The 17509-nt window shown below is 55.9% G+C and carries 18 protein-coding genes; 2 read left to right on the plus strand and 16 right to left on the minus strand.

The genetic code is table 11. The annotated features are described in order from the left end of the window. The 11 genes from IH881_17210 to IH881_17260 all read right to left on the minus strand — a co-directional run. Positions 1–222 (minus strand): hypothetical protein (locus IH881_17210; protein MCH7869435.1); only part of this gene is annotated, 222 nt, incomplete at its 3' end. A gap of 126 nt (positions 223–348) precedes the next feature. Then, positions 349–780 (minus strand): c-type cytochrome, encoded by a 432-nt coding sequence (locus tag IH881_17215; GenBank protein ID MCH7869436.1) that lies wholly within the window; start codon positions 778–780, stop codon positions 349–351. 23 nt (positions 781–803) lie between these two features. After that, positions 804–1562 (minus strand): SDR family oxidoreductase, encoded by a 759-nt coding sequence (locus IH881_17220; protein MCH7869437.1) that lies wholly within the window; start codon positions 1560–1562, stop codon positions 804–806. A gap of 37 nt (positions 1563–1599) precedes the next feature. Then, positions 1600–2448 carry a polysaccharide deacetylase family protein gene (locus IH881_17225; GenBank protein ID MCH7869438.1) on the minus strand — a complete coding sequence of 283 codons (849 nt, stop codon included), beginning with the start codon at positions 2446–2448 and terminating at the stop codon, positions 1600–1602. Further along, the gene (locus tag IH881_17230) at positions 2448–3212 is read right to left on the minus strand and encodes a formyl transferase (protein MCH7869439.1); all 765 of its coding nucleotides are present in this window, start codon (positions 3210–3212) and stop codon (positions 2448–2450) included. The genes IH881_17225 and IH881_17230 overlap by 1 nt, the downstream gene beginning before the upstream one ends. 14 nt (positions 3213–3226) lie before the next feature. Next, the gene (locus IH881_17235; protein MCH7869440.1) at positions 3227–4441 is read right to left on the minus strand and encodes a glycosyltransferase family 4 protein; all 1215 of its coding nucleotides are present in this window, start codon (positions 4439–4441) and stop codon (positions 3227–3229) included. Positions 4442–4527: 86 nt separating this feature from the next. After that, the gene (gene asnB / locus IH881_17240) at positions 4528–6405 is read right to left on the minus strand and encodes an asparagine synthase (glutamine-hydrolyzing) (protein MCH7869441.1); all 1878 of its coding nucleotides are present in this window, start codon (positions 6403–6405) and stop codon (positions 4528–4530) included. A gap of 62 nt (positions 6406–6467) precedes the next feature. Then, entirely contained in the window at positions 6468–8351 is a 1884-nt protein-coding gene (gene asnB, locus IH881_17245) for an asparagine synthase (glutamine-hydrolyzing) (GenBank protein MCH7869442.1), read from the minus strand. A 156-nt stretch (positions 8352–8507) separates the two neighbouring features. Further along, positions 8508–9641, minus strand: a complete 1134-nt coding sequence (locus IH881_17250; GenBank protein MCH7869443.1) for a glycosyltransferase — start codon at positions 9639–9641, stop codon at positions 8508–8510. A 93-nt stretch (positions 9642–9734) separates the two neighbouring features. Beyond that, positions 9735–11147: an oligosaccharide flippase family protein gene (locus tag IH881_17255; protein MCH7869444.1), complete on the minus strand. Its 1413-nt coding sequence runs from the start codon at positions 11145–11147 to the stop codon at positions 9735–9737. A gap of 75 nt (positions 11148–11222) precedes the next feature. Continuing rightward, entirely contained in the window at positions 11223–11882 is a 660-nt protein-coding gene (locus IH881_17260; GenBank protein MCH7869445.1) for an FkbM family methyltransferase, read from the minus strand. A 466-nt stretch (positions 11883–12348) separates the two neighbouring features. Here IH881_17260 and IH881_17265 point away from each other — a divergent pair, with 466 nt between their 5' ends. After that, positions 12349–12798: a hypothetical protein gene (locus IH881_17265; protein MCH7869446.1), complete on the plus strand. Its 450-nt coding sequence runs from the start codon at positions 12349–12351 to the stop codon at positions 12796–12798. A 20-nt stretch (positions 12799–12818) separates the two neighbouring features. Further along, positions 12819–13730 carry a hypothetical protein gene (locus tag IH881_17270; GenBank protein ID MCH7869447.1) on the plus strand — a complete coding sequence of 304 codons (912 nt, stop codon included), beginning with the start codon at positions 12819–12821 and terminating at the stop codon, positions 13728–13730. On the opposite strand, the gene IH881_17275 is transcribed toward IH881_17270, so the two are convergent. From IH881_17275 to IH881_17295, 5 genes are all read right to left on the minus strand, one after another. Then, complete coding sequence (locus IH881_17275; protein MCH7869448.1) at positions 13660–14223, minus strand: hypothetical protein; 564 nt, start codon at positions 14221–14223, stop codon at positions 13660–13662. The genes IH881_17270 and IH881_17275 overlap by 71 nt on opposite strands. A gap of 16 nt (positions 14224–14239) precedes the next feature. After that, complete coding sequence (locus IH881_17280; GenBank protein ID MCH7869449.1) at positions 14240–15583, minus strand: hypothetical protein; 1344 nt, start codon at positions 15581–15583, stop codon at positions 14240–14242. A gap of 253 nt (positions 15584–15836) precedes the next feature. After that, positions 15837–16421 (minus strand): DUF4124 domain-containing protein, encoded by a 585-nt coding sequence (locus IH881_17285; GenBank protein ID MCH7869450.1) that lies wholly within the window; start codon positions 16419–16421, stop codon positions 15837–15839. A gap of 10 nt (positions 16422–16431) precedes the next feature. Further along, positions 16432–16815, minus strand: coding sequence for an SBBP repeat-containing protein (locus IH881_17290; GenBank protein MCH7869451.1), 384 nt, complete (start codon positions 16813–16815; stop codon positions 16432–16434). Positions 16816–16985: 170 nt separating this feature from the next. Then, positions 16986–17129, minus strand: coding sequence for a hypothetical protein (locus IH881_17295; GenBank protein MCH7869452.1), 144 nt, complete (start codon positions 17127–17129; stop codon positions 16986–16988). Between the last annotated feature and the right edge of the window lie 380 nt (positions 17130–17509).

Here is a 17509-nt window from a genome sequence, read left to right on the forward strand (position 1 = left end):
GTTGTGTCGAACTCCGGCGGTCAGCGACAAGCCAACACCGGGTCCGAAGTCGACATTGCCCTGGCGGGCGTCGGGTAGACCGCCCACGATCCCGGCCTGAAGGTAGTATCCCGTCCACTTTTCCGAAGATTCGGTTTCCGCCCTGGCGGAATTCAATGGCACGACGGCGCCGCACAGCACCAACCAGGACAGCAAAATCGCACTCGTTCGAAACCTGCTCACCGACGTGATCCCCTTTCTTCTAACGACCCGACTCGACCCTCTCCGCTTCAAACGAGTCTACTCCGCAAGCCCATCGATCAACAACGCCTCTCGACTCGTATTCGATCCAGAGGCGACCAGGGGAGCCTATTTCGTGGCTACCGCGCGGGTCACATGCTCGAGGTAGAACACAAGCGCGCCGACATCGGCCGAATTTTGCGGTCCACTCGCGACCATGTTCGTTCCCGGCATGAAGCCGCTCGGGTTCAATAGATAGGCTCGCAGGGAACGCTCGTTCCAGACAAGCCCCGACTCCTTCATCGCCTTCGAGTAGCCTGGAAAGTCAGCCGAACCGGCTCTGCGCCCGGACAGGCCGGCGAGATATGGACCGACCTTGTTCTGCTTGCCATATAGATCGTGGCAACTCCAACAGGCGGTCGAGAGCCGCTGGCCACGATCAAAGGTCTGACGTTCAGCCGCTGAAAGGTTCGCCCGGATCTCCGCTTCCGGACCTCCACAAGCCAGCATCACCAGGCAAGCGATCAACAGGGATCCAACACAGATGAATAGATTCTTCATGGGTGATGGCCGGAAGACTCGCTTCAATTGCCCGCCGAGACGCCTCCATCCAGGGGCAGCGCCACGCCAGTAATGAACCTCGCGTCGTAGGATGCGAGGTAGGCAACCGCTGTGGCGATTTCTTCGGGGGTCGCCACTCGCTTGAGTGGCGCTTCTTCCATGGCTTCGCGTTCGGCTGCCGCGGGGTCCGGGGCGAGGTCGACGTAATCGCGACGCATCATGTCGGTGTCCACCCAACCCGGGCAGACACAGTTGACTCGAATATCGGGGGCCAACTCCATCGCCAGGGCCCGTGTGAGGTTCACGACTCCACCCTTCGACGCGCAATACAAGGCGCCTTCTGCAGAGCCCATCAGCCCCGACACCGATGCCATATTGACGATGGAGCCCCCATTCTTGCGAAGCGCCGGGAGCGCCGCCCGAACGCAAAAGAAGGTGCCCTTCAAATTGACATTGAGGGTTTCGTCCCAGGTCGCTTCGTCCGCTTCTTCGATCGTCGAGTCAATGCAGACCCCCGCGTTGTTGACGAGTACGTCGAGGCCACCGAGGCCTTCGATGGCAGTACCCACGACCGACTCGCAACCGTCTACCGTTCCAACGCCGCCGGGTGCGGAGATCAGGCGGTCACCCCCACCCAATTTGGCGATCGCAGTGGCAACCGACTGCTCGGTCCGACCATTGACCGCGACACGAGCACCCCGTGCCAAAAATTCCTTTGCAGTCGCGAAGCCAATGCCACGCGATGCGCCCGTAACCAATACTCGCTTGTCTGCGAAGTCCATCGGGAGTTCCTTTGCTTCTTGATTTACGTTCATGAATTTACAGGTGGACACCTGGCACATCAGACCAGTCACATGCCTCGACAGCTTGCCCCAGGCTAATTAGCTCATGCTCCTTTATGAGCCGTCGTATTTTTGTTTCCGCTCCATCCAGACCATAATAAGATTTTAATTTCCTTACCTTCGAAAGTCCGGGAACCATCGGCTGGTCAGCATCAAAATCTCTAGGATGGAAATACGTCATTACGTATTCACTTTTGTTCATGAAATAGTCGATCAGCACCCAGGGAAACAACCTGAAGTAGCCTCCACCTGAAAAAATGATTTTTCGACCCAATACCGAAGTGGTGTTGATGGGAAACTCTTTCAGCGTGCCGGAGGCCGTATGGATGATCGTCGGCGTCTCTTCCCCAAACGAGGGAAAGCCGCCATGCGCGCGACTCGCAGGAAATACAGAAGAGTCAATTTCGATCCCGGCTGCAATGAGTTCTTCGAAAATCCACTTGTTCTTTTCCATCACAGAAAAGCCCGGAGACCGATAGGCCCTGATCTTTTGGCCAGACACGTCCTCGAGACGCTTGATCGACTGGTCCAGGTCTGCTTTGAACTCACTCGGTGTTTGTTCGAACGCGAGCTGATGGCTATTCGAATGAGAGCCAATTTCGTAACCACCATCGACGATTTTTTTGATGATGTGCGGAAACTCCCGGGCGACCCAACCGAGACAAAAAAAGGTGGCTGGCTGTTGGTGTTCCGCGAGGATCTCGAAGATTCGATCCATGTTGGCATCCAATCGAGACTCGAACCCGCTCCACTCTTTCTCTGACTTCGTCGATTCGTTGTCGAGCAAGTGAAACCACTCTTCAACGTCGAAGGTCAAGATGTTCATCAGAAGAACCTTGCTCCCGCCGCCCTGAACTCCATGACGTCTTCGCGTGTCGGAAAGCCAAAGTACGTCTTCTCGTCATCGTTGTTCGGAATGAGAGCGGTCTCACCGTTGTGGATTTTTTCAATCGCTTCAATGATCGCATCCATGCCGGCTTGCTTGGATGCTTTGATGAGTTGATCGAGGGACAGGCCCGCCAGCGGATAACGATTTTGAACAAGGATGGGTCCAGTATCAATTCCTTCATCGACGAAAAAAATCGAAACGCCCGATTCCTCCTCTCGATTCTTCAAAACCCAAAAGCTCGGCATCAATCCACGATATTTGGGCAACAGAGCAGTATGGAGATTGAGGCAGCCTTTTGGCGCCAGGTCAATCAAGGGCCGTTTGAAGATTTCATTGCCTGCGATCGAAATGAGTAGATCGGGTTCGTAGCTCCTCAGCAGATCAAGAGACCTTTCCTCATTGAGGCTGCCCTGTATTTCTATGATCGGAATTCCATGCCTCTTCAAAACATTCGTTACGGAATATCGGGTATTGACCTTGGCCAAGAGGAAGTTCAGGGCATATCTCGAGAAAAATACCGGGCCAAATATTTTGAATGTCTTGACTGCCTTTTGAATTAGCGTCTCTTTTTTTCCGAAGGGCGAAACATCTGAAACAACACACCCGACGACCTTGCTGTGGGCCGGGGTATTGCTCAGTAGATAAGAAATGTTTTTGCCCAAGTAGAAAGGATCGTCTTGGGTGATGATCAATATTTTCATTGCGACCTAATCTCTCACTTCCTCACCAGTGCTTGCACGTGCTCGAGCATCTGGTCTGCCAGTGTTTCCCGATCATAGTGCTCAGCCAAGGACTGACACCCTAGCTGCATTCTGCGATACAAGTCCTTGTCGCCCAGGATCGTCATCACCGCCTGGTGAAAGGATTGCTTGTTTTCAGGTTCGAAATAAATTCCTGCTTTGTGTCTTTCGATGATTCCGCGCGAAATCCCGTCGACCCCGAGAAGAATAGGTTTCTGCATTGCAGCCAACTCAAATATTTTTGAAGGGATTACCGTTTTAAAGACGTCCGATTTTTGCAGAGGCACTAGAGCAATATCGAGTATCGAGATGAAATCCACCACTTGACTTTTGGGGACCGAGTCGAGGAATAGAATATTCTCTACCTTGGATTGCTGGGCAAATGCAATGACTTCTTCCTTTTCAGCTCCATCCCCTAGAAATATGAATTGAAGATTTGGCAGCTGCAGATCTCGGGCGCACTCGACGATGAATTTTAGATTCTGGCACATCCCATGGGTGCCAATATATCCAATTACGGTTTTGCCCTGTAATTGATATTGCTGAACCAATTTCTCATTTTTGGGTACGACCGGAAACTGAGAAGTATCGACACCATTCGTGATGACATGGATCTTGTCTCCATCGACATGGCGTTCGATTAGTTTCGCCTTGAACGCATCTGTAACCGGAATGATCATGTCGGCACTGCGATACATGAAAAGCTCCACTCTCTCGAGGAGCTGAATCACCTTGCTCTGCTTGATCGCACCCACAGTGGTAATCGTATCTGGCCACAGGTCGCGCAGTTCAAATATCCATGGGCGTCGTTTTACTTTTGATAGTGCCCACCCCGTAAAAGTGGTGAAAAACTGCGGCGAGGTGACAATGATGACATCGCAGGGCTTGAAGAGACCCACGAAAAATGCCATCAGCGCGAAACTCGTGTAATCAATGATCCTTTTTACAAAACCCTCATTTGCCGAGACGTAGCTCCAAACCCTGATCACTCGAATATCATCGATGACTTCGGTCTGGTACAAACGATTTTCGTAGCCATCATAGACCTTGCCCTTCGGAAAATTGGGAGCACAGGTAATGACGGTGACACTTGCCCCTTTCGCCACCCATCTCTTGCAATGCTCATGGGTGCGGCTCGCAGGCGCATTGACTTCTGGGGGGAAGTTGTCAGTCACGAACAAGATTTTCATGAAATAGTGGATAGCCCAGATAGCCGCCTCGGGCTCATAGGGTCGAGGCAACTCGTTCGCTTACGTGTCTGCGGTGGAACGAAAACTCAGCCGTCCAGGTAGGTCCGGTGCCAGATTTCAGTGATCAGGAAACCAAAGATGGATGATGTCCAGTCGGCCCGGCCGTTCATGTGTTCGTCGATGATCTCGTCGATCCGTCCGGCGTCGAAGATGCTCCGTGAGCGAGTGCGTGGGTCACGAGAGAGGTCCATCACGAGTTCGCGCCAATCGCCGCGGATCCACTCGCCAATGGGCACCACGAAGCCATGCTGCTTGCGCCGGGAGGTCTGCTCGGGAAGGGAGGGTTGCATCGCCTTGCGCAGCAGCGCCTTGGTGGCACCGTTTCGGAACTTCATCTCCGAGGGCATCGACAGGCAGAATTCCACCAGTTCATGGTCGAGATAGGGAACCCGTGCCTCGAGCGAATGTGCCATCGAAATCTTATCGGCGCGAATCAAAAGTTCGTTGGCAAGCCATCCCCGCATGTCGTAGATGAAGAACTTCTGTCGCTCTTCGGGAAGATCGTGGTAGCCGTCGAGAAGTGTACTCTCAGCTTCGAGGGCCATGTCGTTGAAGTTCGCGTTGATGTCGGGGTTGAAGAGTGAACGTTGACCACCGCCCTCGATGCCCAAAGCACTCGTCGTCAATGCCACGTACTCACCACAGCGAGCATGGGTGATGCGATTCATGCGCTGGACCCGTGTAATGAAGGGAGAGCTGGGCAGCATCCCGGATACAAAATTCAATGCCGAATCCAGGCCCGGTAGCGATCGCCGCAAGCGTCGCATGCGCATCAGATCGCCGATTTTCGAGTAGCGCTGGTAGCCGCCATTGACCTCGTCGGAGCCTTCGCCGGCGAGTACGACCGTGACCTCCCGCTTGGCCAATTCGGATACGGTGTATAGAGGAATGACCGAGGTATTGATGAGCGGTTCCTCGAGGTGCCAGACGATCTTTTCGAGTAGCTCGGCCGAGGTTGGTTTAATCAGGGCCTCGTGGTGGTCGGTCTGGTGAAACGTGGACACCTCGCGCGCCTCTTTCGATTCGTCGTGCCAGCCCGTGCCGAACCCTGCCGTATAGGTTCTGATCGGATGGTCAGAGAAGCTGGCAGCCATCGCGACCAGCGAGCCCGAGTCGAGGCCGCCACTGAGAAAGGCGCCGACTGGAACATCGCTGATCAGATGTCCTTCCACGGTCTCGAGCAATTTCTCGCGGAGTTCTTCTACCCAACTATCGAAAGACCGGGGTGCGGGTATTTCTGCTTCAGGACCGGGCGGGCGCCAGTACTCATGAATCTGCGTCTTGCCATCCTGGCACAGGAGGTAGTGACCGGCAGAAAGTTTCGAAATGCCTTCGAACGCAGTTCGGGGTGGCAGCGTGAAGCGATGGGCGAAGTGTTGCAACAATCCCACCGTGTCCACTCCGGCCGCTACTTCGGGATGCCGCAGAATCGCTTTGATTTCCGACGCCATGATGAGCGAGGAATTGTCTAGTCGATAGTAGAGAGGCTTGATGCCGAGGCGGTCGCGGGCGGCGAAGAGCAGCTGCCGCTTGGAATCCCAGATCACGAAGGCAAACATGCCTCGCAGGCGTTTGAGGCAGCCCTCTACCCCCCATTCCTGGTAACCGTGGAGAATGACCTCTGTGTCCGAGCGAGATCGAAAGCGATAACCGCGCCCGAGCAATTCCTTGCGCAGCGAGGGAAAGTTGTAGATCTCCCCGTTGAACGTCAGACGCACGCTGCCGTCTTCGTTCACCATCGGTTGTCTGCCATCCGGTGAGAGATCGATGATAGAGAGGCGACGATGCGCCAGGCCGATCTGCCCATCCACCCAGTAGCCCGCATCGTCGGGTCCCCGATGGGTCATGGTGTCCGCCATCTCGCGCAGCAAAGACTCGTCGAGGCTGCCAGATCTATCGAACAAATAGTGAGCCAGGATTCCGCACATATTATTCGATCGGTCTCCAGCTCAATCTTCTGCACGGTTCAAGCACGGGAAACCTCCTTCCATTTGGCGTACATCAGAAGAGTCCAGATTCGTGCCGCATGATCTTCTCCGCGATCGTAGAACGCGGCGAGTTCTTCTTGAACGACGCCAGAATCCAGAGGCGCCATGAGTTCCGAGTTGTTCAGGAGATCGCGAGCCATCGTTCGGAGGGGGCCGCGCAGCCAATCCGCCAGGGGAATCCCGAAGCCCATCTTGCGACGGTAGAGAATCTCTCGTGGCAGGTATCGTTCGCCGAGTTTCTTCAACAGATATTTCCCAGTGCGGTCACGCACCTTGAAATGGACAGGCAACGAAGCGCAGAATTCGATCACCTTATGATCGAGAAACGGCGCTCGGGTTTCCAGCGAGCAATGCATGGAGGCGATATCCATTTTTGGCAGAAGATCTGACGCCAAGTAGCCGTGGTGGTCCATCCAGAGCATTCGCTCAATCGGCTCGTCGGCATAAACCCGCGCTTTCTGCAGCGAAAGCGTGCGGTAGTTTTCGAGCAGGGGGCTCGGTCCGGGCTCTCCACTCCTGGTCTGGCTCAGCAATCTGGCTCGAACGAGATCGGTGAAATAGGGTGTCTTGTAATGAGATTCGATTTCAGGAAAGAGGTAGCGGCGGATGATCCGGCGGCGAATTTTCGTGGGAAGCGAATTGTCGTCAATCAGGCTGGGGATGAGTCGCGCCAAGTTCTCAGGTGATGTTCGCGGGGCGAGTGCTCGGCTGAGGTGCAGGCCCAAGGGAGAGAGCTGATACTTTGCATAGCCCCCAAGCAACTCATCGCCTCCATCTCCTACGAGCGCAACGGTGACATGTTGGCGAGCGGCTTTGCATACGTAGAAGGAGGGAACCGCCGACACGTCCGCAAAAGGCTCGCCGTGACGCAGCGCGATGGTGTCGATCAGTGACTCGACGTCTGGAGTGAGCACTTTGGGGTGATGGTTGGTTGCGTAACGATCCGCGACCTGTTGCGCGTAGGGGAGTTCATTGAACTCCTTTTCGCTGAATCCGATACTGAAGGTGTCGACGGGTGTGTCTTGCATTTGCGCCATCAGCGCGACAATGAGGCTCGAGTCCACACCGCCGCTCAGCAGCACTCCAAGAGGAACGTCCGAAATCGTGCGGAGCTTGGTGGCCTCGCGCAACTTCTCGTCGAATGTGTCGAGTGCGTCTTCTTCCGAAATCTCCAGCTTCTGGGTGTAATCGATGTTCCAATACTCTTCGATCCGAAAACCTTTATCGTCGAAGAGCGCGTAGTGGGCGGGCGGCAGCTTCCGAATGGATCGGTAGATCGTCCAGGGATCGGGGATGCACTGCAGATGGGTGTAGAGTTCCAGACCTTCTACATCGATCGTGCTGTCCACGAGTGGATGTCGGACCAGTGGGTCAATCTCGGAAGAGAACACGATGCCCCGGGGCGTGAGCGCATAAGCGAAGGGCTTCTTCCCTACCCGGTCTCGCGCCATGAACAGCCGTCGCTTGCTCTCGTCCCAGATTGCAAAGGCAAACATTCCTCGCAGCCGTTCCAGACAATCGACACCGTAGCGTCGGTAGAGGGCCAGCAGGACTTCAGTGTCGGTGTTCGAGTGGAACTGGTATCCGCTGGCGACGAGTTCGTCTCGTTGCTCCTGAAAGTTGTAAATCTCACCGTTGTACACGATGGAATTGCCCGTTTCCGAATCCAGCATGGGTTGATGGCCCGCGGAGCTGAGGTCGATAATGCTCAGACGTGCATGGCCAAGCACGCAGTGGCCTTGTGGCGAGCGCCAGAGACCTGAATCATCGGGGCCCCGATGTCGGATACGGCGGGCGATGTCTGCAACGTCGGCGTCAGTAGGGACACCCGACCACTCGACTTGTCCTGCGATTCCGCACACTGCTTCGGTCTTCCTCGCCCTCGTTCCGCAAGATCAGGTTGGCCATATCGGCACTGGGGGGCGCCGCCGAAGACTAAGGAGTATTGCGCACTGCGGCCATAGCCGCCCGCTTCGCAGTGGACCGGGGGAGGCTGCGCCAAGGCTGCATGGAAGCGGTTACTGACTCATCAATTCGGAGTAGAGCTGAACATGCTCGTCGACCATTTTTTCCGATTGGAACAATCGGCGTACCCGTGCCACGGCCTCTGCCCCGAACGTCTCTCTCAGCGACGGTGATTCGATCATTCGATCGATGCAATCGGCCACCAGGTCGGGCCGCTCGATTGGAATCACGAAACCGCTCTCGCCGTCGGCAACGCACTCGGCGTTCCCACCCATATTGGTCACCACGGCGGGCAATCCCGCATTCATGTATTCGAGCAGTGAATTCGATAATCCTTCAGCGTGAGTGGAGCACAGCAACCCGATGTCTGCTGTCGACAGAAATGTCTCGACGTCATCGCGCCGGCCCAGCAGCATGACCTGCTTTTCCAGGCCCAGCCGCCTCACCTGGTCTAGAAGCGCTTGTTCGAAACCCCGGTCTTCCCCAAGAATCCACAAGACGACCTTCCGGCCCCTCTCTTTCAAAAGGCTCACCGCATCAATGAGATCAGCGTGTCCCTTGTAGGCATGAAGGTTTGCGACGCAGACCAACACCACATCATCAGCCGTCGCGCCGTGCTTGGCTCGCGTCTCGTCGTCATTCGAGGTCGGCCTCTGCGGGTCCGTGCGGCTAGCCTGAAACCCGTTGTAGATGAGCCGGATTTTCCCCCTGGCTCTTGGTTCCCAGTGCTCCGTATCGGCCAGCACGGCTTTTGCGTTTGCAATGACGACACTCGCGCGGATATTCGTGAGATCTTCGAGTCTCCGTAGCCATGCGTTTTCTTCTTTATACCAGGCCAAATTTCTCCTGCTGGTGATGAAAACCGCACTTGGAATAGACGAAGCAACGAGGCCGCTCCAGATGTTGGGCCAGATCAGGTAGGAATGGATGATGTCCGGGCGGAACTTCTTCAAGTGTCGGAACAGTCTAAAGAGCGCCACGACCGTTGCTGGAGAACGAGGCGAGGCTTTGAACCCGCAAGAAACGATTTCGACTTTTTCAGAAATTTCTGCCGCCATCGCCCGGCCCTCTTCAAGTAGGACGACCATGACGGAACAACCCTGATCGGCCATGGCGGACGCGAGTTGTACGACCTGCTTCTGCGTGCCGGCTCGATTCAGCTGTGGCAAAACATATGCAATTTTCAATTTCGCATCGTTCGCCATGGCGAGCAGGTTACAAGCGTTTCGGTCTGTCAGCAATCAGAATCGTGCGCCTTGCGGCGGCAATGGGACTTCGCATCAACGGAATTCCTTGATCACCGCGATCAACTTCGGCACGTCTTTGGACACGAATATCAACGCGGCATAGAGGAGGATCGGAAGGGTGACGGCCAGCCATTCGCTGCCCCGGGAGAGGAGCTCGAAGTAGAGAAGTAGTGAGGTGACGATGCCTACTACCACCCAGGCCCAGGTCTTTGCGAGCAGACCCATTTCAATGACTTCCCGAATTCGATAGGCCTGCAGCAACATCACGGTCGCCTCTGCGAGCACGAGCGCGATCATCGCGCCAATCGCACCGAAGGATGGCGTGATCGCGAGGATCAGACCGATTTTCACAAAGACACCGATCGTCATCGACTGGGCGCGGATTGCCTGTCGCCCCGAGGAGACGATCGGCACGCTGATCCCGAAATTCATGAAGTGAAAAAGCAAGTAGACCGCGCCCACGACGAGAAGCTGCGACAATTCCTCGAAACCTTCTCCGTAAACGAGGTGGAGGACCCACTTCGACAGGGCTGCCAGTCCGACGACACTCGCTCCCGCAGCGATGGTCAGCATTTGCAGTGAGGTCGTCGTGATCTTGCGGAAGAGAACTGGATTGTCACGGCCGAAGACTCGGGACCAGATGGGCATGATGGAGAGATTGAGGAACAGAGGAAAGACTGCTGCGAGTAAGAGGAGGCGAGTAATGGAGGCAAATTCGCCGACCAGACTCTGACTTGCGATGAACGACAAGACGACGATGTCGCTCTGCAAGAAGGCGCTCTCAGCCATTGCGGCTGCGGTGTAAGGAGCGGTATTGCGCAGCGTAGCCCAGTGGGGCGGAAGGGTGACGCGGATGGGGATGAAGCGCCGCACGATCACAGAGTTGAGGATGAGCTGGGCCGAGACCGAAGCGACGGAAGCCCATCCCACGATGATAATTGGAAAGCCCAGCAGAAGAAGTGCGACTGCGCTGCTATAGATCACCGCCTGAACGCAGGTGCTCAGCGCTTCCAGTTCCATTCGCTCGCGTGCGCGAAAGATAGCGTGATTGAGTTGACTGTAAGAACGAATCAGATTCGAGACCGTGAGCAGAATGAAGAGTTCCTTCACCCACCGCTCGTAGGGAAGCACGAAGGCTAGAATGACGAGCACCACCACGCAAAGGGCCGTGGTGACCAGCTTGATTCCCATGGAATGGCTGTATTCATCGCTTTCTGAGTCAGGAAAAGCAGCGGCTTGCCGAACCAATCGACCGGCAAGCCCGATATCCGCGAGGATGAGGAAGTACCCCGAGACCGCGACTGCAGTCGCGTAACCTCCGAATCCTTCAGTGCCCACGCTCCGAATCAGAATTGCGACGACCACGAAGTTGAGAAGTCGCCCGAAGACGTTGGCCAGGGTCAGTGAGCCGGTGTTCTTTAGGATGCGAAAGATCGGATGCTGCATGTCCTCGGGAACTGCACGATTTGAGCTGCGATGGAGGGGGCCATGCCCGTGCGGCTCCCCGGATGACGTAAGAACTTAGTGCCAGATGTAGAGCTTGTGGAGGGCGTCCATATGGCTGACGATCGCTCGTTCCCTTGCGGAAAAGCGTTCGTGCTCTTCACCCACCATGTATTGGGAGTGAAACTCTACGAACATGAATTCGACTTTGTCGAGGTCGCCGCCGTCGATCATCTTCTCGAGCACGTCATATTCGCTGGCCTCGATATCCATCTTGATGACGATTTCGTCGTAGTCGAATTTTGAGCGAAGAAAACTCGAGAAATCGATCGTGGCCACCTCGGTCGCCTGCTCTTCGTTTGCCTCGTAGTAGGCGGAGTTGTGCTCGCTCAAGATGGAAGCCCCGGTCGTGACTTTTCCACGATGATCCTCGACGAGGCCAAATAGCTTCATGGTTCCGTCTTCCGTCCAAACCGCCTTCTCGAGAATCTCGACATTTGGCAAATCCCCGAACTCCTCTTTGAGCTTTCGAACGCAGTGAGGGTTCGGTTCCATCAGTATGAAGTCGTATTTGCTGAGCGGGAAGTACTTCTTGAAGTAGCTGAAGCCCTGGCCGAGGTTGGATCCACAATCGATGAAGAGTCTCTTCTTGTCGTCGCCGAGGAAGCGCCGCCGGATGAAACCGAGTTGGAATATCCAGATCCTGCGGAAGATCGAAACCAGTGATTTTATTTTCATGAAGTTCCCGGTCGCTAGGAGATCGAGGTCAGGGGTCGAGCAATCGCGCGTCTTCGGGACCGAACGCGAGGGATTCTCTCGTCCATCGTAGGCATACTACCCGAGGGGCACGTGTGGGTTCAAGACGTCATTACACCTCTCTCATTGAACTCACAGCCACCCGTACGGCACCGCGGAGGAAGAGGAATAGGCGGACCGAACTCGATCTCCTGCGAGAATCCCGGTTGCAGCCCGCTACCACGGCGGTGGAAGAACTCTCCCGACGACGCTCCTGCGTGGCCTTGTTTCTGTGTCCGGAATACGCTCGCGCGATGCATCGGGCCTAGCCGCGACACCGCCTCATTTGTAGGACTCGGCCTCTTTCGCACCCCCCCCCGACCGGTCGATCAGTCAGCTTAGAAGCGCCACGTACATAGCCGAACGTGGGTCGCGCAATCAGGCCGTAGAGTCATGAGGGGGCTCGCAAATGAAATCTCGGGCGGGCATCTCGATCGCTGCGCGACTCGGGTTGATGACTGTTGCCCTGATCGTGCCCCTCGCAATGGTGGGTCTCACTATTCGTACCGGCCTCGAGTACAACCCGCGTGACTTCTTGCGTGCCCGGCGAGTTGTCGAACTCAGCCAACGTGTCAAGTCCCAGATGCTGATCGAGCAAGAAGTCACACTGATGATGCTGTTGGATGAAGAAGCTCTCGACATGGCACCGCGAAAGATCGACGCCTACGACAAGAACATCGAGATCCTCGAAGAGATCGAGGAACTCACTCACTCACCCGAGATCATCCACCAGATTCATCAAATCAGAGATCTCGATGCCGAAGTCCTCCGCTCCTTGGACACGCAAGTTCTCGAGCAGCTCTTTGCTGGAAATCGCGAGCAAGCGGTGGAAATCGGGATCTGGCGGCACAACACGTAGAAACGTCGCGAGCAGCTGGCATGGCCGAGATCTCCACCGGCGTATTGCACAATATCGGAAACTCCCTCAACAGCGTAACGACGACCGCCCACGTGCTTTTGGAGGGACTCACGAACCTGAAGGTGGCGAGCCTGAAACGCTGCACCCAGCTATTGGAGGAGCATGCCGATGATCTCCCTTCATTCTTTGCAAGCCGCAAGGGTCAGCTCTTCCCCAGCTACTTGAACAGTGTCGTTGACGAAATCGACGTCGCTCGCGACAGATCGCTGGATGACCTGGTTCGCATGGGAGAGTCCATCGAGCATATTCAAGCGGCGGTCGCTACCCAACAGACCTACGCTCGCGGGGGCGGAACAGTCAACCGCCATGCGATGTCGGAATTATTGGATCACGCGGTCAATATTTGTTCGGCCACGCGGGCATGGAAGGAGACTGAGCTAGAGCGGGATTATATTCCCGCCACTGAGCTTGTCGTCGACAAAAACAGGGTAATTCAAATCCTCGTAAACTGCGTATCCAACGCCCGGCAGGCCATGGACGAGGTGGATCGTCCCCCCCACTTGATCATGCGGATCCTGCAGGGGAAGGATCACACACTCTGCGTCGAGATCCAGGACAACGGTCCGGGTGTGGCTCCGAAAAACGTTTCACGGCTCTTCGAACACGGTTTCACGACGAAACGAGACGGCCACGGTTTCGGACTTCATAGCTCGGCAAACCATGCCATGGAAATGGGGGGGGCTCACCGGATTCAACAATCCAGATGGCGTAGGCGCCACGTTCTCTCTCACCTTGCCTTTGTCGCCGCCCGAACAGCCTCACTGAAGCTCGATTCGCAAATCCCCGAGCTACATCCCCTGGCTATCGGCCCAACAAGAGCTTGGTCAATGAATCAATCGCCTGCTCCGTGGGCAGCGCTGGGGCAATCATGAAGACACTCCCCGCCTTGGGCTCAACGCCGAGATCTGAAGTCGACGCGACATTGACCACGCTACCCCCGGATCCAATCGAAGAAATATCCGTGCCCTTCGCCACCAGGTAGACCTTGAGCTTGTCGGAAGCCAGATCATCGCCGGAGGCACTGGTGACGATCAGGTGGGAACTGAATTTGGCTCCTTTCAATTCATCGAGCGGCTTGTCTCCCAGGATCACCACTACCGTGGCGCGCGAGAATTTTGCAATCACCTTTTGCTTGCCCGAGTAGTCGGATAGCGCCAGCATGTCGACGTTGTACGTCTTTACTTTCAGCGACTTCTTGAGCAGCGCCGAAATCGTACTCTTCAGTTCTCGGGATTCACTACTGAACACCACATAGGCATCCGTGACCGCCAAGCATGGGCTGGCGGCCGTTACGATCAACATCAGGATGGCGAGCAGTGTGAACCGCAGCCGGTCGGGGAGAGCGTTGAAGTTTGTCTTGGACATGATGCTTCCCCCTTTCCTAAAATGAGTAGATGACTGAGCCCATGAGCATTTGGACGGCACGTTTACCACCCGCGGCCAAATAGGGCCCCGGAGCTTCTTTGAAGTTCACGATCCGGTGGTGCTGCCATTCAAAGCGAAGCCGCGCATTGGAGAAGAATTCAAATTCCGATCCGAGAGTCCAGCGTCGACGGTGAAATGGGGTGAAGAGCGCTTTGTTGTTCGTATTCACTTCGTCGTAGCGCCCAATCAAGCGAACGTACAACTTGTCTCCGGGTCCGAAGCGACATGGGATTATCGACCCTTCCAGATACCAGGCCTCCATATTGTAGTCGCCGGTAGACATGTTGATGCTCGCGGGCATCCCGTAGAGGTTCGTGCCCGCCACCTGCTCGACCTGCGCCTGAACCCATTCTCCCCTCAAGGTCCAGTTGCGGCTGATCCAGTTGGCGTGGAAGCCATACATGAACAGTCCACGCTTCCCGTCGGGATCCCACTTCCCGCTGTAGAAGAAGAAGCCCACATCGAGGGGGAAGCAGTTCGTCATGAAAGAAACTTTGCCTACCGCGGCCAGTTCGCCGTTGCGGTTCGCCTTCCAGCTTGGCCCTTTGTTCTGCATCAGTCCGTCGCGAGGTCGTACCGTGGGGGTCATCATGCCGGCGTCGATCACAATTGCGTTCGAATCGAGGACAGCCGCATTGGATTCGATGCCGTTGATCATCGCAACCTTGAAGTCGATGATCCCGAAGCTCGATATCGAGCGCGCGAAGTTGAACAAGAACCCCGTGTCGGACCAGCCAAAGCTACTGGTCGCGATCGGAGTGCCAATGACGGGCACGACATTCCAGGCCGTAAATGGCTGGCTCATCAGATACTGCTTGAAGTTAGGCTTGTTCTCGTTGTAGGAGAGGAAGGGAATGAGGAACTTTCCCCCGCGAAGCGTCAACTGCCCCAACTCGTCCTCGTCCCAGAACGGAAGCAGTTCGCTGAGTGCGAGGTCGCCATAGAGATAGTTCGCACCGACCTCGGAAAAATCGTCGGCGAATTCGATCTCGCTGGACACCGTCAGGTAGTCGAAGACGCCTATATCGATAAAGAACGAAAACTCGCGAAGTTGAACGAAACCGTCGTTCAGGTCTTCGAGCTTCTTGTCGTCGGTCACCAGCCGGGCTACGCCCAGGTGATTCATGTAGTGGGCATTGGCGTACCCACTGATGTGGACCCTGTCCAGTATTTCAGGGGCGCCCTCTGCGTGAATCAAATCATCGAGAATGCCTGCCCCCGCTGGCCCCGATAAAAAAGTGCAGCACAGAATGAGAATTGAGCGGGTCAGCATTGACCTGCGCCCTTTCGCGTGTCTCATGGACGCCTCCGTCGCCTCAGCGTGCATTCTCTTCATCGACCGCTGGGGACGAGGGTGAATCGGGGGAAACATCCAGATGAAGGGAGTTGAACACAAAATATGCTCGTTTGACGCCGCCGCCCGACAGCACGAGGGCGCAGTTGCATCTGTTGTGCCGGTGGTTGCCTCTTCAAAAGCGCGGCCCACGTCATCGACAGACACTCAGGTGGGCAGGCAGCTCGGTTGGGGAAGGCAGTGTGAATCGTCCGCCTTTCTAGCGGAGCCAGCCCGGCGGAACGCCAGCCCGATGGGCTTTGTCTCGAAACGCCTCCAGATCGCGACGTGCAGTCACAACATCTCGCGTCGCATTCCGGTACCTCTGGTGTCGTTCGTGGTATCGCTCGAAGCGACGGCGCGTGACGTTCTGTCTTCGACGGGCAGGAGGCTTGTTGTCGGCCCCCTGCTCTTCCAATACCTGGATTTGTTGCTCGAGTTGAGCAATTTTTTGCTGAAGCGCTCCATGCATGAGGCGCCAACGATCCTCGTCCCAACCATTTACGGTGTCGCTATCGCTCCCGGCTACTCGAGGCGAATACCTGATCTTCGCGGGCGCTACCTCTTCTACATTTTGTGCGTCGCGTGTTTTCATCACGCGTCCCGGATCCATCCCAATGATTTTGGGACGAGCTTTCGCTCCAGAACGCGCCGCGGCCCGTTGTGCGACTGGGACTTCGTCGAGATTCTGCGTGTAGTGGATGTTTCCGCGGCTATCGATCCACTTGAAAATCTCTGCCAGGCTGGGTCGGGGAAGCGCCAGTGCGATTGCGAGTGCAAACATGAGCAGTTGCTGAAACTTCATGCGGCAAGGCTCAATGATACGACACCGAAGCAGAATCGCGCAGTCGCCAATAGGCCGTGGCGCCGAGAAGCGTGAGCAGGAACGCGATTCCGACGGGGCCGAGGCTGGGAACCAGAATGGCGGGGCCCCCAATCTTGAAGGCGTTCTGGCTGATTGCACCCGTGACGTAGACATTGCCACTTGCGTCCACTGCAATACCCCAAGGTTGAACCAGTGAGTTCCCGTACCCATCACCCATCGCATCGATGATCTGCATGATCGCACCAGGCAGCAGCGATTCCGGGGCATCCGCGGACTTGGTGACATTGAAGACCGCAGCACGCGGGGCGCTGCTCACGAGTAGGAGAAAAGGCGTCAACACCAGCAGCCACAGTCGGATCGAACGCACAGTCATCAATAAGATCGTTTCGTCTCCAACTTGATGAATTATCGCTCGATCGGATGATCGAAACAAAACCAAGGCTGGAGGGCAAGTGGCCGAAGTCGGCCACCAGGTTGTATTGTTACTTTCGGCTATCGAAACCCGAAACAATAGGCCGAACTGCTCCGCGATGTGCAGCGTACCTACTGATCGAGATGTCCTTTTCGCTCCAGATACTCATAGAGCTGATCTGCATGCGCAACATCAATCAGATCGCGACCCTTGACCTCGACAGCGGCCGAATACTGTGGGCGTGGGGCGAGGGGGTGCTCGATTGGCCGCATCATCCAACGATGCTCCCGAACGGCAACACGCTGATCTGCGACGGGGAGAACGGACGCTCCCTGGAGGTGACAGCCGATGGAGACAAGGTGGGAGTACTTCCATCCAGTCATTGAGCAGGGCAAGCGGGCAACGATCTATCGCTCCATCCGCTACCCCGAGTCGATCGTTGACCCACTCCTAGCAGACCCACCTGTAGCTCGTCGCGCGCAACCGGCCCGCCGCCCCTCACAGCCGTTGATCGAGCCCGCGGAATAGACCTCGTCTGGAAGGAAATGGCGGCAATCCGAACTATCCACCGATCGGACGATCATCCTCGTCAAGAGATCCCTCGACCGCCCAAGCCAGTGGTCTGGTCCCTCGAATCCGTCAGGAAATCAATCGA

The sequence above is a fragment of the Myxococcales bacterium genome (genome assembly GCA_022563535.1).
Taxonomy (GTDB): Bacteria; Myxococcota_A; UBA9160; order UBA9160; family UBA4427; genus DUBZ01.

What these genes read in the sequence shown, in the direction of transcription:
- IH881_17225 (MCH7869438.1), bottom strand. Translation starts at nt 2,448, where the DNA reads ATGAACATCTTGACCTTCGACGTTGAAGAGTGGTTTCACTTGCTCGAC.
- IH881_17260 (MCH7869445.1), bottom strand. Translation starts at nt 11,882, where the DNA reads ATGAAAATAAAATCACTGGTTTCGATCTTCCGCAGGATCTGGATATTC.
- IH881_17275 (MCH7869448.1), bottom strand. Translation starts at nt 14,223, where the DNA reads ATGTCCAAGACAAACTTCAACGCTCTCCCCGACCGGCTGCGGTTCACA.
- IH881_17270 (MCH7869447.1), top strand. Translation starts at nt 12,819, where the DNA reads ATGGCCGAGATCTCCACCGGCGTATTGCACAATATCGGAAACTCCCTC.
- IH881_17265 (MCH7869446.1), top strand. Translation starts at nt 12,349, where the DNA reads ATGAAATCTCGGGCGGGCATCTCGATCGCTGCGCGACTCGGGTTGATG.
- IH881_17290 (MCH7869451.1), bottom strand. Translation starts at nt 16,815, where the DNA reads ATGACTGTGCGTTCGATCCGACTGTGGCTGCTGGTGTTGACGCCTTTT.
- IH881_17280 (MCH7869449.1), bottom strand. Translation starts at nt 15,583, where the DNA reads ATGAGACACGCGAAAGGGCGCAGGTCAATGCTGACCCGCTCAATTCTC.
- IH881_17285 (MCH7869450.1), bottom strand. Translation starts at nt 16,421, where the DNA reads ATGAAGTTTCAGCAACTGCTCATGTTTGCACTCGCAATCGCACTGGCG.
- IH881_17215 (MCH7869436.1), bottom strand. Translation starts at nt 780, where the DNA reads ATGAAGAATCTATTCATCTGTGTTGGATCCCTGTTGATCGCTTGCCTG.
- IH881_17235 (MCH7869440.1), bottom strand. Translation starts at nt 4,441, where the DNA reads ATGAAAATCTTGTTCGTGACTGACAACTTCCCCCCAGAAGTCAATGCG.
- IH881_17230 (MCH7869439.1), bottom strand. Translation starts at nt 3,212, where the DNA reads ATGAAAATATTGATCATCACCCAAGACGATCCTTTCTACTTGGGCAAA.
- IH881_17255 (MCH7869444.1), bottom strand. Translation starts at nt 11,147, where the DNA reads ATGCAGCATCCGATCTTTCGCATCCTAAAGAACACCGGCTCACTGACC.
- IH881_17295 (MCH7869452.1), bottom strand. Translation starts at nt 17,129, where the DNA reads ATGATGCGGCCAATCGAGCACCCCCTCGCCCCACGCCCACAGTATTCG.
- IH881_17220 (MCH7869437.1), bottom strand. Translation starts at nt 1,562, where the DNA reads ATGGACTTCGCAGACAAGCGAGTATTGGTTACGGGCGCATCGCGTGGC.